General features: G+C 61.5%; 11 protein-coding genes. 2 read left to right on the top strand and 9 right to left on the bottom strand.

Annotated features, from left to right (window positions below; translation table 11 throughout):
* Positions 1 to 42: 42 nt before the first annotated feature.
* The 5 genes from AC0ZZU_RS17065 to AC0ZZU_RS17085 all read right to left on the bottom strand — a co-directional run bounded on the left by AC0ZZU_RS17065 (position 43) and on the right by AC0ZZU_RS17085 (position 6,409).
* Positions 43 to 2,097: a TonB-dependent receptor family protein gene (locus AC0ZZU_RS17065; protein WP_476342365.1), complete on the bottom strand. Its 2,055-nt coding sequence runs from the start codon at positions 2,095 to 2,097 to the stop codon at positions 43 to 45.
* A gap of 288 nt (positions 2,098 to 2,385) precedes the next feature.
* Positions 2,386 to 3,408, bottom strand: coding sequence for a transketolase family protein (locus tag AC0ZZU_RS17070; protein ID WP_476342288.1), 1,023 nt, complete (start codon positions 3,406 to 3,408; stop codon positions 2,386 to 2,388).
* Positions 3,405 to 4,241, bottom strand: coding sequence for a transketolase (locus AC0ZZU_RS17075; protein WP_476342290.1), 837 nt, complete (start codon positions 4,239 to 4,241; stop codon positions 3,405 to 3,407). Before AC0ZZU_RS17075 ends, AC0ZZU_RS17070 begins: the two co-directional genes overlap by 4 nt.
* Before the next feature lie 19 nt (positions 4,242 to 4,260).
* Entirely contained in the window at positions 4,261 to 5,559 is a 1,299-nt protein-coding gene (locus AC0ZZU_RS17080; protein WP_476342292.1) for an MFS transporter, read from the bottom strand.
* Positions 5,560 to 5,659: 100 nt separating this feature from the next.
* Positions 5,660 to 6,409, bottom strand: a complete 750-nt coding sequence (locus tag AC0ZZU_RS17085; protein ID WP_476342294.1) for an SDR family NAD(P)-dependent oxidoreductase — start codon at positions 6,407 to 6,409, stop codon at positions 5,660 to 5,662.
* Between the two features lie 171 nt (positions 6,410 to 6,580).
* Here AC0ZZU_RS17085 and AC0ZZU_RS17090 point away from each other — a divergent pair, with 171 nt between their 5' ends.
* Positions 6,581 to 7,498 carry a LysR substrate-binding domain-containing protein gene (locus AC0ZZU_RS17090; protein ID WP_476342296.1) on the top strand — a complete coding sequence of 306 codons (918 nt, stop codon included), beginning with the start codon at positions 6,581 to 6,583 and terminating at the stop codon, positions 7,496 to 7,498.
* Between the two features lie 37 nt (positions 7,499 to 7,535).
* On the top strand, positions 7,536 to 8,453 hold the full coding sequence (locus tag AC0ZZU_RS17095) for an alpha/beta hydrolase (RefSeq protein WP_476342297.1): 918 nt from the start codon (positions 7,536 to 7,538) through the stop codon (positions 8,451 to 8,453).
* 6 nt (positions 8,454 to 8,459) lie between these two features.
* Here the strand turns inward: AC0ZZU_RS17095 and AC0ZZU_RS17100 are convergent, their stop codons facing one another.
* From AC0ZZU_RS17100 to phbB, 4 genes are all read right to left on the bottom strand, one after another.
* Positions 8,460 to 9,188, bottom strand: a complete 729-nt coding sequence (locus AC0ZZU_RS17100) for a transporter substrate-binding domain-containing protein (protein WP_476342299.1) — start codon at positions 9,186 to 9,188, stop codon at positions 8,460 to 8,462.
* 76 nt (positions 9,189 to 9,264) lie between these two features.
* Entirely contained in the window at positions 9,265 to 11,937 is a 2,673-nt protein-coding gene (gene acnA, locus AC0ZZU_RS17105; protein ID WP_476342300.1) for an aconitate hydratase AcnA, read from the bottom strand.
* A 119-nt stretch (positions 11,938 to 12,056) separates the two neighbouring features.
* Positions 12,057 to 13,388 carry a CitMHS family transporter gene (locus AC0ZZU_RS17110; protein ID WP_476342301.1) on the bottom strand — a complete coding sequence of 444 codons (1,332 nt, stop codon included), beginning with the start codon at positions 13,386 to 13,388 and terminating at the stop codon, positions 12,057 to 12,059.
* A gap of 97 nt (positions 13,389 to 13,485) precedes the next feature.
* Positions 13,486 to 14,229 carry an acetoacetyl-CoA reductase gene (gene phbB, locus AC0ZZU_RS17115; protein WP_476342302.1) on the bottom strand — a complete coding sequence of 248 codons (744 nt, stop codon included), beginning with the start codon at positions 14,227 to 14,229 and terminating at the stop codon, positions 13,486 to 13,488.
* Positions 14,230 to 14,435: the final 206 nt, after the last annotated feature.

Below are 14,435 nucleotides of genomic sequence, written 5' to 3' on the forward strand. Positions count from 1 at the left end.
GGCGCGACTCAACGACCCCGCCGCGCTCGACCCTGATATCGGTCACCTGAACTGGTAGCCCAGGCCCGCCCCCGCGTACCACGACCGTCCCGGCGCTGCCTCGTAATAGCGCGAGTTGCTGTCACCGGCGATCACCGAACCTACATACTGCCGGTCCAGCAGATTGTCCAGGCGCACCAGCTGGTGGAACGTCCAGGGGCCGGCGTGCTGTTCAAAGCGTGCACGCCAATTGAACACCGCATAGGCCGGCGCCGGCTTGGCGCCGTTGCTGTCCTCCACATACACCTTGCTGCGGTACTGCCCTTCGAGGCCCATAGTGACGAACGCCGCAGGCTTCCACACCAGCTCGCCGTACAGGTTATTCAGCGGAACACCCGGCAGATGGCTGCCACTATCGATGGTCTGGGTGCCCTGGGCGAAATCATCCGCGTAGCGCGCATCGGTACGGGTGTACACCAGGGTCGCCTGCCACTGCGCGCTCAGGTCACTCTGCAGGCTGGCTTCGAAACCGCGGCGCAGGGTGCGCCCGGCATTGCGATAGCTAGTGCGCCCTGCCGTGGCGCTGGCCACGACGATCTCGTCATCGGTATGGATTTCATACACCGCTGCGGTAAGCCGGGTCTGCTCGCCCAGGCGGTACTTGATACCTACTTCGTACTGGGTGCTGGTGGCGGGTTCGAGCCCGAAGTTGAAGCTCTCGGCCACACCCGGGGCGTAGGCCATCTCGGCTTGCGTGGGGGTTTCAAAGCCCTTGCCGACGCTTGCATAGCCGCGCAGGCCGGGCGTGAAGGCGTACATCACCGACAACGACGGACTGTTCTGCTGGTATTTTCTGGAACCGCTGGAGTCGCCATTGGCCAGGTAGTGGTCATCCACCTTCATGCGCATGGTGCTGTGGCGCAGGCCTAGGTCAGTGGTCCAGTCGCCGATTTCCCAGTGGACCTGGACATAGGGATCCAGGCTAGTGGCGGTGTCGCGCTCATCACGGCGCAGCTCGCCCTTCACGCCCAGTTCGCTGCCGCTGAAATTCTGGTATCCACGGCGTTCATCCCTGCTCTGGTCGTAATCGGCGCCGACGCTGACTTTCAGGTCGCCGGGCACTGCGAGTACCGGCTGGATCCAGCGCAAGGTGCCGCCGTGGAATTCGCGATCGAAGTCCACCACGCCACCACCGCGCTGGCTATTGGAGGCCACGGTTCGGGGAATGGAAAGGTACTGGACGACACTGCGCTGCCCGGCATACAGGTTGAACTGCAGCGTGGCATCGCCTATGTAGCGCTCGTAGTTCATCCCGACCTGCTGGTGGTCAATGCTCTTGCGGGTATTGTAGGTCTCGGCCACCGCCGGGCTGGAGCGCGGGTCGTGCTTGTAGGCTTCCCAGGCCTGCCCAAGCGGATCCTGCGTACCATTCTGCTCGAGGCTGCTATAGACAAGCGCCAGGCGCGAGTCGGGGTCCGGGTTCACATGCACCTTGGCGAAGGTCTGGTCACGCCGTGCTGCGCTATGGTCGCGGTAGCCGTCTGTGTCCATGCGCGATGCATCGAGCAGGAAGCCGGCCGTTTCATTGCCGCCCTCGGCGGACAGGTGGTTCTTGTTGAAACCATCACTGCCAAAGGTGGTTTCGGCGCCGACTCGGGCGGGCCCCTGCCCGTCACGGCTGAACATCTGGATCACACCCCCGGCGTTGCTGCCGTAGATCGTCGCTGCCGGGCCGCGAAGCACTTCGATACGGTCGGCCACATCCAGATTGAGCGAGGCGGCCTGCCCCTGCCCGTCCGGCGTGCTGGCCGGGATGCCATCGCTGAGCACTTTCAGGCCACGGATGCCGAAGGCCGAGCGCGCGCCGTAGCCCCGCGAGGAAACCTGCAGGTCCTGGGCATAGTTCTGCCGGTTCTGTACCACCAGGCCGGGAACCTTGGTGAGCACTTCGGACAGGTTGACCCCCAGCTGGCCATCGGCTCCGTGGGAAAGGTCCACGGTATCGACCGAAAACGGCAAATCGAAACTGCTCGCCGGCAAATACGACCCGGTAACGACCGTGGGTGCGACGCTGACCGTATTTGCGGCGCTCGTTGCGGCATGGCACACGGCGCTCATGCCTCCTGTGAGCAAAAGGGTCAGTCCTGCACGGACACTGGCGTGCAGAGTGGAAGGGAGAGGATACATGTGAAGCTTCCTGAAACGTGGGCAGTGGCATTGACCGAAAAAAAGACGGCCCGGGTTGGCGTCATGCCAAGCCCGGGCCGCTTGAGTGCAGATTTGTCGATTATGGCAGTGCGGAAGGGATAACGCTGTCTCCGCGCTTGTCAGAGTGCGGCGAGCACCGGCGAAGATGACTACGTATTGCTTGCCGGTGGCCTGCAGATGCACAGCCCCAGGCTGATCTCAAAGCCAGGCTTTGACCTGAGCACACACCGCCTCGGTCGATATGCCGTACCGATCATGCAGCGTCGGCAGCGCACCCGCATCGAGAAACGCATCGGGAAGCGCGATCTGCCTGAAGGTCGGCGTTACGCCGTTACGCATCAACAGCCCGGCGACAGCCTCACCCAAGCCACCAATGATCGAGCTGTTTTCGGCGGTGACCACCAGGCGGCCCGACTGCCTCGCTTCGGCAAGGATGGTTTGCTCATCCAGAGGCTTGATGGTCGGCACGTGCAGCACGGCGACATCAACACCGTCTGCCTGCAGTGTCTTCGCCGCTTCCAGCGAGCGCATGGTCATCAGACCGGTGGAAATGATCAATACGTCCTTGCCGGTGCGCAGGGTCTTGGCCTTGCCGATCTCGAACTTGTAGCCGTATTCGTCCAGAACCATCGGTACGTTGCCGCGCAGCAGGCGCATGTAGACCGGCCCTTGATGCGCAGCAATCGCGGGTACGGCCTGTTCGATCTCAAGTGCGTCACAGGGGTCGACGATCATCAGGTTGGGCATTGCGCGAAAGATCGCCAGGTCGTCTGTGGCCTGGTGGCTAGGTCCATAGCCCGTGGTAAGACCCGGTAGGCCGCAGACGATCTTGACGTTGAGGTTTTCCTCCGCAATCGCCATGCAGATGAAGTCGTAAGCGCGGCGCGACGCAAATACGGCATAGGTCGTGGCGAATGGCACGAAACCCTCGCGCGCCATCCCGGCGGCCGCACTCATCAGCAGCTGCTCGGCCATGCCCATCTGATAGAAACGATCCGGGTGGGCCTTTGCGAAGATATGAAGGTCGGTGTACTTGGACAGGTCCGCAGACAGGCCCACGATGTCCGGGCGCTGATCGGCCAGCGCAGCCAACGCATGCCCGAAAGGTGCTGACTTGGTTGCCTGGCCCTCAGAGGCAATGGAAGCAATCATCGCTGATGTGGTGAGGCGCTTCTTGACCGGTTCGCCAGCCGAAGCCTGGCTGTTGGCAGCGTTGCTCATTGTTGTTTTCCTTCTTCGAGATTGTTGAGGGCCAGCTCCCATTCGTGTTCTTCCACACGGATGAAGTGGGTCTTCTCTCGTGTTTCCAGGAACGGCACCCCTTTGCCCATCTTGGTGTCGCAGATGATGACCCGCGGTTGCGCACCCTCATGATTGCGTGCCGCGTCGAACGCTGCGACCAATGCATCGAGGTCATTGCCGTCGACGCGCTGGGTGAACCAGCCAAACGCCTGCCAGCGATCCACGATAGGCTCGAAGGAAAGAATCTCGCTCGAATAGCCGTCGGCCTGTTGGTTGTTGACGTCGACGATGGCGATCAGGTTGTCGAGCTTCCAATGCGACGCTGACATCACCGCTTCCCAGGTGGAACCTTCGTTCAACTCACCGTCCGACAGCAGGTTGTAGACGAAGGAAGACGAGGCTTTGCGCTTGAGGCCCAGGCACGCGCCGACCGCAATACCCAGGCCTTGGCCCAGCGACCCGCCAGTGATCTCCATGCCAGGGGTGTAAGCGGCCATGCCCGACATCGGCAGGCGGCTGTCGTCCGAGCCGTAGGTTTCCAGCTCATCGAGGGGAACGATCCGGGCTTCGATCAATGCGGCATACAGCGCGATCGCATAGTGGCCGATAGAAAGATAGAAGCGGTCGCGCGACTCCCACTCTGGATCGTCAGGCTGATAATTCAGGGCATGAAAATAGGACACTGCAAGCAAGTCGGCGGCGCCAAGGGCTTGGCCTACATAGCCTTGGCCCTGGACCTGGCCCATTCGCAAGGCGTGTCGGCGGATATTGTGAGCGCGTTCAGCAAGGCTCAGGGGTCGAACAGTCGTCATGGCTACAAACTCCGGTATCTCAACGATTGACCAAGGCAGCAGGTATGCGCAGTACCAGCGAGGCACCGCCCACCAATATGCCGGTTATCAGGTACATGCCGATGGCGCTGGACCCAGTCTGGGTAGTGATCCAGCCGATCAGGTAGGGCGAACAGAAACCTGCCAGGTTGGCGAAGCTGTTGACTGCAGCGATACCCGCGGCAGCGGAGACACCGCCCAGTAGTGTGGTGGGCAACATCCAGAACAGCGAGGTCGCGGACAGGATTCCCGAGGCGGCCAGGCACAGGCTGAGGATGGAGAGGGTTACGTTTCCTCCCATCAGCGCGGCCAGGCTCAACCCGATGGCCCCAGCGATCATCGGCAAGATCAGGTGCCAGCGACGCTCGCGGTGCTTATCGCCGCTGCGGCCAACCAGTAGCATCGCGACGATTGCGCAGAGGTAAGGCAGGCTGGTAAGGAAGCCGATGTGCAGAGGGTCGGACACCCCGGCATTGCGCACCAGCGTCGGTAGCCAGAAGGTGATTGCGTACTGGCCCATCACGACGCAGAAGTAAATGGCCGCCAACAACCACAGGCGCCGATCGCGAATGAACTCGCCTACCGATGCATGGGTGACCTTCTGCTGATTGTCTTCGGCCAGCTCACGGGTTACCAGGGCCTTCTCTTCATCGTTGAGCCAGCTAGCTTGATGAACCCCATCCTTGAGATAACTCAAGACCAGCAAGCCAACGACAACAGTGGGCACGGCTTCGAGCACGAACATCCATTGCCACCCTGCCCAACCGTGTACACCTGCAAAGTGATTCATGATCCAGCCCGACAGCGGGCCACCGACCATTCCGGACAGAGGTATGGCGACGAACCACAGCACCGTCATGCGCGCCCGGCGATAGGATGGGAACCAGTAGGTGAGGTAGAGCAACAGCCCTGGGGCCAGACCGGCTTCGGCGATACCTAGCAAGAAGCGCAGGAGATAGAACTGCCAGGCGGTTTCAACAAAGGCGAACAGCGCGGAGATGATCCCCCAGGTGATCATGATGCGGGCGATCCATATCCGTGCGCCCACCTTGTGGAGGATGATGTTGCTTGGGACCTCGCAGAGGAAGTAACCGAGGAAGAACATGCCGGCGCCCAGCCCGTAGACCATTTCGCTGAGGGCCAGATCGTTCATCATTTGCAGCTTGGCGAAGCCAACGTTGACGCGGTCCAGATAGGCGCACAGGTAACACAGCATCAAAAAAGGCATCAGGCGCCAGGCCGTCTTCCGGTAGGCGGAGGTACGCACGGTCGTAACCGCTTCGAGCGACAGGGTAGTCATGATGGTCCGATCTCTTGTTTTTATCGACCGCCAGGTCGCGAGACCCGGCTGCATCATCGATCCAGAACCGAACGGGCCACAACGGCCCGCCCACGTGAAATCAGTGAATCAGCATTCCACCGTTCACATCCAGGGTAATACCGGTCAGGTACGAAGAAAGGTCGCTGGCCAGGAACAGCGCGGCGTTGGCCACATCCTGTGCTGCGCCCAGGCGCCCCAGCGGGATGGAGTCGATGATGGCGTGGCGACGCTCGTCCTGCATCAAGCCGCCAGTGATGTCGGTATGGATCAGACCTGGGGTGATCGAGTTGACCCGAACGTTGTCCGGGCCCAGCTCCCGGGCCATGGCTTTGGCCAGCCCCAGGACGCCTGCTTTCGCGGCACTGTAGTGGGGGCCACCGAAAATGCCGCCGCCGCGTTGTGCTGAAACAGAGGACATGCAGACGATGCTGCCGCTGGCTTGCTGGCGCATAAGCGGAATTACCGCCTGCGACATGAGCAGCGTTCCACGGAGGCTGACGTCCAGCACCTTGTCGTAGTCAGCGCCACGGATATCCAGCGTCTTCAGCGGCTGGGTGATACCGGCGTTGTTGATCAGGATATCGATGCGTGCGAAATGTTCGATGACCGTTGCGACAGCGCGCTGCACCTGAACTTCGTCAGCGACGTTCGCCGCAAGGCCCAGATGGCCTTCGCCCAGGGAGGCCGCGGCGTCGCGGGCGGCGGATTCGTCCAGGTCGAGGATTACCACGCGGGCACCTTGCTGGGCGAATGTGGCTGCAGTAGCACGGCCGATGCCACGTGCGGAGGCGGCACCGGTGACGATCGCGACTTTACCTTGGAGAAGCATGTGTGAACCCTCTGTTTGTTTTTATGGGGCGATTCAGGAATCGTGGGTTCAGCTTGTGCCCCAGGGGCAGCACGAGCAATAACGTGAAAATCATCCAACGCTGAAAAAAATTCAGCTCTACTCGGCTATCCTTCGGGCAACCCATACTAAAAATAATGCTGTGGAGCCCCTATGCGCTCGCTCAACGACGCGGCAACGCCCTTGCCACCGCTCAAGACCATACAGGCCTTCGAGCAGGCCGCCCGGTTCGGAAACGTTGCCCGTGCAGCCGAAGTGCTGGACCTGACGCCATCCGCAGTCAGTCACCAATTGGCAAAGCTCGAGGCCTTGATCGGCAGGCAACTGTTTGTCCGTGGCGCTCGTGGCGTGACCCTTACCCCGGTAGGTCAGCAATACCTGAAGGAGGTTTCGGGCATCCTGCACAGCCTTGCCATTGCGACGGAACGCGCAAGCAGTGACGTCAGCCTGGACTGCCTGCGCTTGCACTCCTCCCCAAGTTTCGGATTGCTTTGGCTGATGCCCCGGCTCGAGGCATTTCGTGAGGAATATCCGGCCATCCAGATCAATCTGTCCTGCTCCTACGAGGCATTGCATTTCAGCCGCGACAAGATCGACGTGGACATCCGTCACGGCGAGCCAAACTGGCCCAGCTACGAAGTACGTACCGTGGGTAACGAGACATTCGAGGTCCTGGCAGCCCCCAAGCTTCTTGCCCGACAGCCAGTCAGCAGGGCCGCGGACCTGCTCGACTACGACCTGATCCTTTCAGAAGCGACGCTGTTGAAATGGCCAGCCTGGTTTGCCCAGCATGGCCTGGCACGCCCGGAAAAGCCCTATGCCCTCAGTTTCGATCGTTCCTACATGAGCCTTGAGGCCGCCAGCCATGGTTTGGGCTTTGCGCTGGAGAGTGGACTTCTGGCACAGAAATACCTCGAGGCCGGAACCTTGGTCAAAGTCTCGCCCGAATCATTAGGCGCGCGAGTCGCTGCGCACCATCTGGTTTTCCCCAAGGCCCACGCGACGTTCCCCAGGGTAAGGTGTTTCCTGCAATGGGTGGAAAAGGAACTGGGCCACCAGTTTGTTTTCTGATGCCTACATGCCCGACGCTTTTATCGATGAGGCTTGAATGGCTACCTACGGACTCGAACCGCCGCTTGAGAGGTATGTGCAGGAATGCGCAAGATTCGTGGCTCGCACGGATGACTGGCAAGTACGCCGAGCCAGTTTTCGCGAATCATCCACTCATTTCTGTCCCGACATGCACGGCATCAGCATACGAGACGAGCTCTGCCAGCAGGTACCCGTGCGCATCTACCAACCGGGGGAAGCACCCGCCACAGGCGGCTGGCCGACGGTCATGTATCTGCACGGCGGCGGCTGGTGCCTGGGAGACCACACCACCCATGACTGGTTCGCACGGGCTTTGCTGTCACGTCTGCCGGCCAGGATAATTGCGGTCGGCTACAGGCTGGCGCCCGAGCATCCCTTTCCCGCGCCTCTCGAGGACGCCCTGACAGTGTGGCACGCGCTCACATCGGGGCACTGGGATTCGGTGGACAGCCAGCGGCTGGCGATAGTGGGCGACAGTGCGGGCGCAACGCTCGCAGCGGGCTTGTGCGTCCACCTGCATGAGAACGGTCAGCCGCAGCCGACATTGCAAGGCCTGGTTTATCCGCTACTCACGGCCCGTCCGGACCTGCCGTCCATGCAGGAGCATGCAAACGCGCCATTGTTGAGCGCTGAGGATGTTCGCGACGCCCTGGCAATCTATACCCCCACCACGGAACTGTCCTCCGACCCCAGGGCATTGCCTCTGGACGCTGCCATCCGGCCCGGCGTTGCACCGGCATTTATCGTCGCAGCGCAATACGACCCGCTATGTGACCACGCCCGGATATATGCTGATGAACTGGCCAAGGCAGGCGTGCCCGTGGAGTTCCACGTGGGGCATGGCCTGCTTCATGGCAGCCTCAGGGCGGCGAACGTTGCAGAAGCTGACCGCGTGTTCGACTGCTTGGCGAACGCATTGCGCCAGGCAACGTGATTTTGATCAGCGGGGTGCGCTGACGTCGGTCTGGCCGGTGGCGAGCAATGCGCCTCGGACAAAACCTGAGCGAAGCTGGCGCTCGACGAAATCGCGAACATAGGCAGCGCCACTGTCGCGGCCGCGGGGCACCGCCATCGCCTGGCGGATAGACGTGAAAGCACCCTCCAGCACGCGGTAGCGCGGGTCGGCGTCTGCAACCTTCTGCAGCGGCTGACGCACGCCAGCGGCAGCATCCAGACCTTGCTCGATGAACAGGTCGACCGCCCCGGCAGAGGTATCGGCCCGCACCAGCTCGGCCTGTTCGAGCGTGCGACTCAGGTACAGGTCGTACGCCGCGCCCTTGCCAACTGCCAGGCGCAGGCCAGCCTGGTCCAGCTCCGCGACATGCTGGAACGGCGCCCCGCGGCCGACCAGGTAGGTGCCTTCGATCAAAACGTAAGGCTCGCTGAAGGCGATCTGCGCCTCTCGCACGGGCTCGATGGCCAGGAAGGCCAGGTTCCAGGCGCCCTCCTCCAGCGCGGCGAACACTTTGCCGGCGGCGTCGAAGGTGCGCATTTCGAGGGTGACGTCCAGTTCCTCGGCCAGGGCTTTGGCCAATGCGACCGAGACGCCTTGGGGGTCGCCGTCCGGGCCGCGCTGGGCAAGGACCGGGTTGCCGAGATTGATGGCGACCTGCAAGGTGCCGTTTGGGGCGAGTTCGGCCAGAACTTGTGCCGGGATTACATTTGACATGGGTTTCTCCGTTGTCCGGGGCGGGCCTCTTCGCGGGTTTGCCTGCGAATAAGCCTCGCCAGATGGGCCGCCAGCTTCAGCCGCGGGTACGCTTGACCACTTTGCGAATCACGTAGGGCAGCACCCCACCATTGGTCAGGTAGCGGATTTCCTGCAGCGAATCGATACGGGCAACTAGTTGCACCTCGTAACGGCTGCCGTTCCCACGGCGGACCACCATGCCAATGGCATTGTCGCCCACTATCAGTTCGTCGAGACCGACAAAATCAAACTGTTCGCTGCCATCCAGCTTCAGGTCATCTACGCCCTGCCCTGCGGCGAACAGCAGTGGCAGCACCCCCATCCCGATCAGGTTGCTGCGATGAATCCGCTCGATACTGCGCGCTACCACTGCGCGTACACCGAGCAGGGCCTGTGCCTTGGCCGCCCAGTCGCGGCTGGAGCCGGCACCATAATTGATGCCGGCAAAGATCACCATCGGAGTGCCAGCGTAGCTCTGGGCCGCGTCGTACAATGGCTGGATCTGGCTGTGATCGGCATTCCAGGCCCAGGCGCCGGGGCCTGGTTGCTCATCACCGAGCAGGCGGTTCTGCACCGATTTGTTGGTAAAGGCGCCACGCAGCATCACTTCGTGGTTGCTGCGGCGGGTGGAGTACTGGTTGAGGTCTCGTGGATCCTCCCCACGCTCCAGCAACCATTGGCCGGCCTGACTGTTCGCCGGAATGGCACCCGCTGGCGAGATGTGGTCGGTGGTGACGTTGTCACCCAACACCATCAGTGGCCGCGCGCCCTGGATCGCCAGGCTGGCCTTGGGCTCGGCCTGAATGTCGGCCAGGTACTGCGGGCGGCGCAGGTACGTCGAGCGGGCGTTCCACGGGAACTGCACGCTGCCTTCGGCAGACAGGGCCTGCCAATGATGCGTACCGTCCCAGACAGTGGCCAGGCGTTGCTGGAAGAACTCAGGCTTGACCACACGGGCCGCCAGCGCCGCGATCTCTTCGTCGCTGGGCATCAGGTCGTGCAGATAGACCGGGTTGCCGTCGCTATCCTGGCCAAGCGAGTCGCGGGTCAGGTCGACCTCGATGGTGCCAGCGATGGCGAAGGCAACACACAGGGCGGGTGAAGCCAGGTAGCCGGCGGGCACCTTGGGGTTCACCCGGCCTTCGAAGTTGCGGTTGCCAGACAGCACCACGACACCTTTGAGACCTTGGTCGGCAAAAGCCTCGACATGCTCCTCGAGCTTGCCGGAGTTGCCGATGCAGGTCATGCAACCAAAGCCTGCCAGTTCGAAGCCCAATGCAGAGAAGTCTTGCAGCAGGTCCGCTTCAGCCAGGTAATCAGCCACTACCTGAGAGCCAGGCGACAGCGAGGTCTTGACCCAGGGTTTGCGCTGCAGGCCCAGGCGGCGGGCATTTCGAGCCACAAGGCCGGCCTGGATCATCTGCGCCGGGTTGGCTGTGTTGGTGCAACTGGTAATCGCCGAGATCACCACGGCGCCGTGGCTGATAGGCTCGCCGAAGGAGGGTTCGAGGAACTGTTCGGCCTTGGGCCCGGCGATCAGATTGCCGCCGCCCAGCACTTCTTTCTGGAACGAGGGACCCGATGCCGACAGCGGCTGGCGCTGGTGCGGCTGGTAAGGCCCGGCCACGCTTGGTTCGATGCTGGCGAGATCCAGGTCGATCAGTTCATCGAAGTGTGGCTCCGGCAGATCGTCGCGCCGGTGCAGGCCCTGGATGTGCATGTAGCTGGAGGCTTGCAGGCAAAGTTCTGGGGAGCGGCCGGTAAGTTTCAGGTAGTCGAGCGTCTGGTCGTCGAACGGGAAGAACACCACAGTGGCGCCGTATTCCGGCGCCATGTTCGACACCGTGCCGCGGGCCGCCCAACTGAGCGTGGTCAGGCCGGGACCGGTGAATTCGACGAACTTGCCCACTACCGAGCGCTTGCGCAGGATCTCGGCGACATGCAGCGACAGGTCAGTAGCCGTTACACCTGGGCCCAGTGCATTGGTCACGCGGAAACCGATGACCTGAGGGAAATTGATCGGGACCGGCTCGCCCACCATGGCGGCCTGCCCTTCCAGCCCGCCCACGCCCCAGCCCAGCACGCCAATTGCGTTGATCATCGGGGTGTGGCTGTCGGTGGCAACCATGTCGTCCGGATGCAGCAGGCGCTGGCCATCGGCTGTGCGGCTTTCCCACACCACCTTGGCCAGGGCCTCCATGTTCATCTGGTGAATGATGCCGGTCCCCGGCGGAATGACGCCGAAGTTGTCCAGACTCTTCTGCGCCCACTTGATGAAGCGGTAGCGCTCGCTGTTACGCCGGAAATCGATCTCCAGGTTCTGCTCGACCGCCTCCGGCTCGGCATAGCGCTCGACGATCACCGAATGGTCGATGGTCAGCACCGCGGGAATCAACGGGTTCATCGCTGCAGGGTCGCCGCCAAGCTCAGCCACCACGTCGCGCATACCGGCGAAGTCGGCCAGGGCAGGCAGACACGTGGTGTCGTGGAACATCAGGCGGTTGGGCTGGAACGGCACTTCACAGTCCGCCCCCTTGCCCATGGCGCGGGCCAGAACAGGCTCCAGCGCTTCGGGCGTGCAGCGGGCCACGTTCTCCAGCAGGATACGGATCGAGTAAGGCAGCCGCTGCAGCTGGCTCGTGCTCAGCAGCTTCTTCAGATCGACGTAGGCAAACTGTACTTGGTCGATTTCCAGGGTACTGATCAGGTCACGGGCAGTCTCGGTCATGCTCTTATCGCTCGGCTTTTATAGTGTTCACAGGCTTGGGTAACGCAATCAGCGCTGTTGAGTCCTGAATGGCTAGAAACGGAGCGATCGCGGATCGCTCCGGTATTCAACGATGATGATCAGCTCGCGCTCCACGGGAACAGGCCAAAGGCCATGGACACGAACATGATCAGCATGCACAACGCAAACGCCCACTTCAGGGTGTACTTCTGGTGGTCACTGAACTCCACGCCCGCCAGGCCACAGAGCAAGTAGGTCGACGCCACCAGGGGGCTGAGCAGGTGAATCGGCTGGCCGACCATCGACGCGCGACCGATTTCCGCATGGGTAATGCCATAGACTTCCGCTGCCTTGGCCAGCACCGGCAACACGCCGTAGTAAAATGCATCGTTGGACATGAAGAACGTGCCCGGGATACTCGCAAGCGCAGTGATTGGCGCCATGTACGGGCCCCAGTTTTCGGGCAGCATGTTAAGGAAGCTCTGGGACATCGCATCCACCATGCCAGTACCCGAAAGAACCCCGGCAAGAATGCCCGCAGCGAGGAAGATGGCAATCTGATTGAGAGCGGTTGGCGCGTGAGCCGATATCCGGCGGCGCTGGTCCTGCATGTGCGGATAGTTGATGACCAGGGCAATCGAGAACGCGACCATGAACAGAATGGACAGCGGAAGAACCTCAAGCACCAGGCCAGTCATCAAGGCGATCGTCAGGCCAGCATTGAGCCAGAACAGCTTCGGCCGGCGCAGCTCAGCGTTCTCTTCCGACAGCGATGGCGTGGCTTCGTTATCGGCATCGTCGAAGATCGTGGCGGCTGCTCCCAGCGACTGGGGCAGGCGGCCAAGGCGCTGACGCTCCCGTGTACCGATGAACCAAGCCAGCGCGAGCACACCCAGGAAGCTGACGATCATGGTCGGGATCAAGGGTATGAAGAGCTCAGACGTTTCTACCTGTAGCGACGCCGCTGCCCGAGCCAGCGGACCACCCCACGGCAGCAGGTTGGTGACACTCGCCGCCAGGATCACCACGCAGGTGAGCGCCAGAGGATCGAGGCGCATGCGCTTGAACATCGGCAGCATTGCAGTGACCGTGATCATGTAGGTGGTCGAGCCGTCACCGTCCAGCGACACCAGCCCCGCAAGCACCGCGGCGAAGACAACCGCCTTCATCGGGTCGCCTCCAATCAGCTGGATGAACTTCTTGATGATGGGGTCGAACAGCCCAGTGTCGAACATCACGCCGAAATAGAGGATGGCGAACATCACCATGATCGCTGTGGGCGCAACCTTCCGCAGTCCCTCGATCATCATGTCGCCCATCTCAGGGCCGAAACCGCCAATCAACGCGAAGACGATGGGCACTGTGGTCATGGCCACCAGCGGCGACAGGCGCTTGGTCATGATCAGTGCCATGAAGGTCACGATCATGCCGTATCCGAGAAATGACAGCATTGTATCACCTTGACTTGAAGTACAATTGTTGTTATGAGTCAGCGCCAAACAGGCGCATCAAGGTAGAGCGGCTAACCTGAAAGCCTCTGACCAGAGGTCAGCTCATGTGCAGCCCGCCATTGAGCGAGAAGTCCGCGCCGTTTGCATAACCGGATTCGTCCGACGCAAGCCAGGCGCATATCGCTGCAATCTCCTCTGGCGTACCCAGGCGCCGTGCAGGTATGTCCTGCAGGATACGATCCATGGTTGCAGCCGGTGTGACAGCTCGCAATTTGGGCGTGCTGATGAAGCCCGGCGAGACAGTGTTCACGGTGACTCCTCGAGAGCCAACCTCGCGTGCCAAGGCACGGGTGAAACCACGGATGGCGGATTTGGCAGTGGAATAGTTGACCTGCCCGACTTGACCGATCTGGGCATTGACCGAAGAAATATTGATCACGCGTCCCCAGCCTCGCGCCACCATGTCGTCGATGACTTGGCGGGTAACGTTGAAAAGCGAATTGAGGTTAGTGTCGATGACAGTGCTCCAGTCACCGGGCTGCATGTCGCGGAACACCACGTTGATGGCAGTACCAGCGTTGTTTACCAGCACATCGACCGGCCCGATGTCACGCTTGATGCGGGCGAACGCCTCTTGACAGGACGCCCAGTCAGCGACGTTGCCTTCCGACGCGCTGAAGTCGAAACCCAGGCGTTTCTGCTCGGCCAACCATTCGTCCTTGTGCGGCGAGGCAGGCCCGCATCCAGCGATGACAGTGAATCCGTCCTTGGCCAGACGCTGACAGATGGCGGTCCCAAGACCGCCCATTCCCGCTGTGACGTAAGCGATACGTTTGCTCATGACGCACTCCATTATGTTTTTGTGGGAGCGTTGCGCGGCCATCGGGGATGGCAGGTAACGCTACTTAACGTCATGGAGAATTGTTTTGCAAGGCACCGGAGTACAATTTCTCCGAGCTAAGGTCGTTTGTCGACGTCTGGTATCGAGCACGCGGTGAACCGCGTGCAGTTAAACTGCTTATTGGTAAACAAATATGCAGTTATCCC

The sequence above is a fragment of the Pseudomonas sp. JE3303 genome (genome assembly GCF_056312565.1).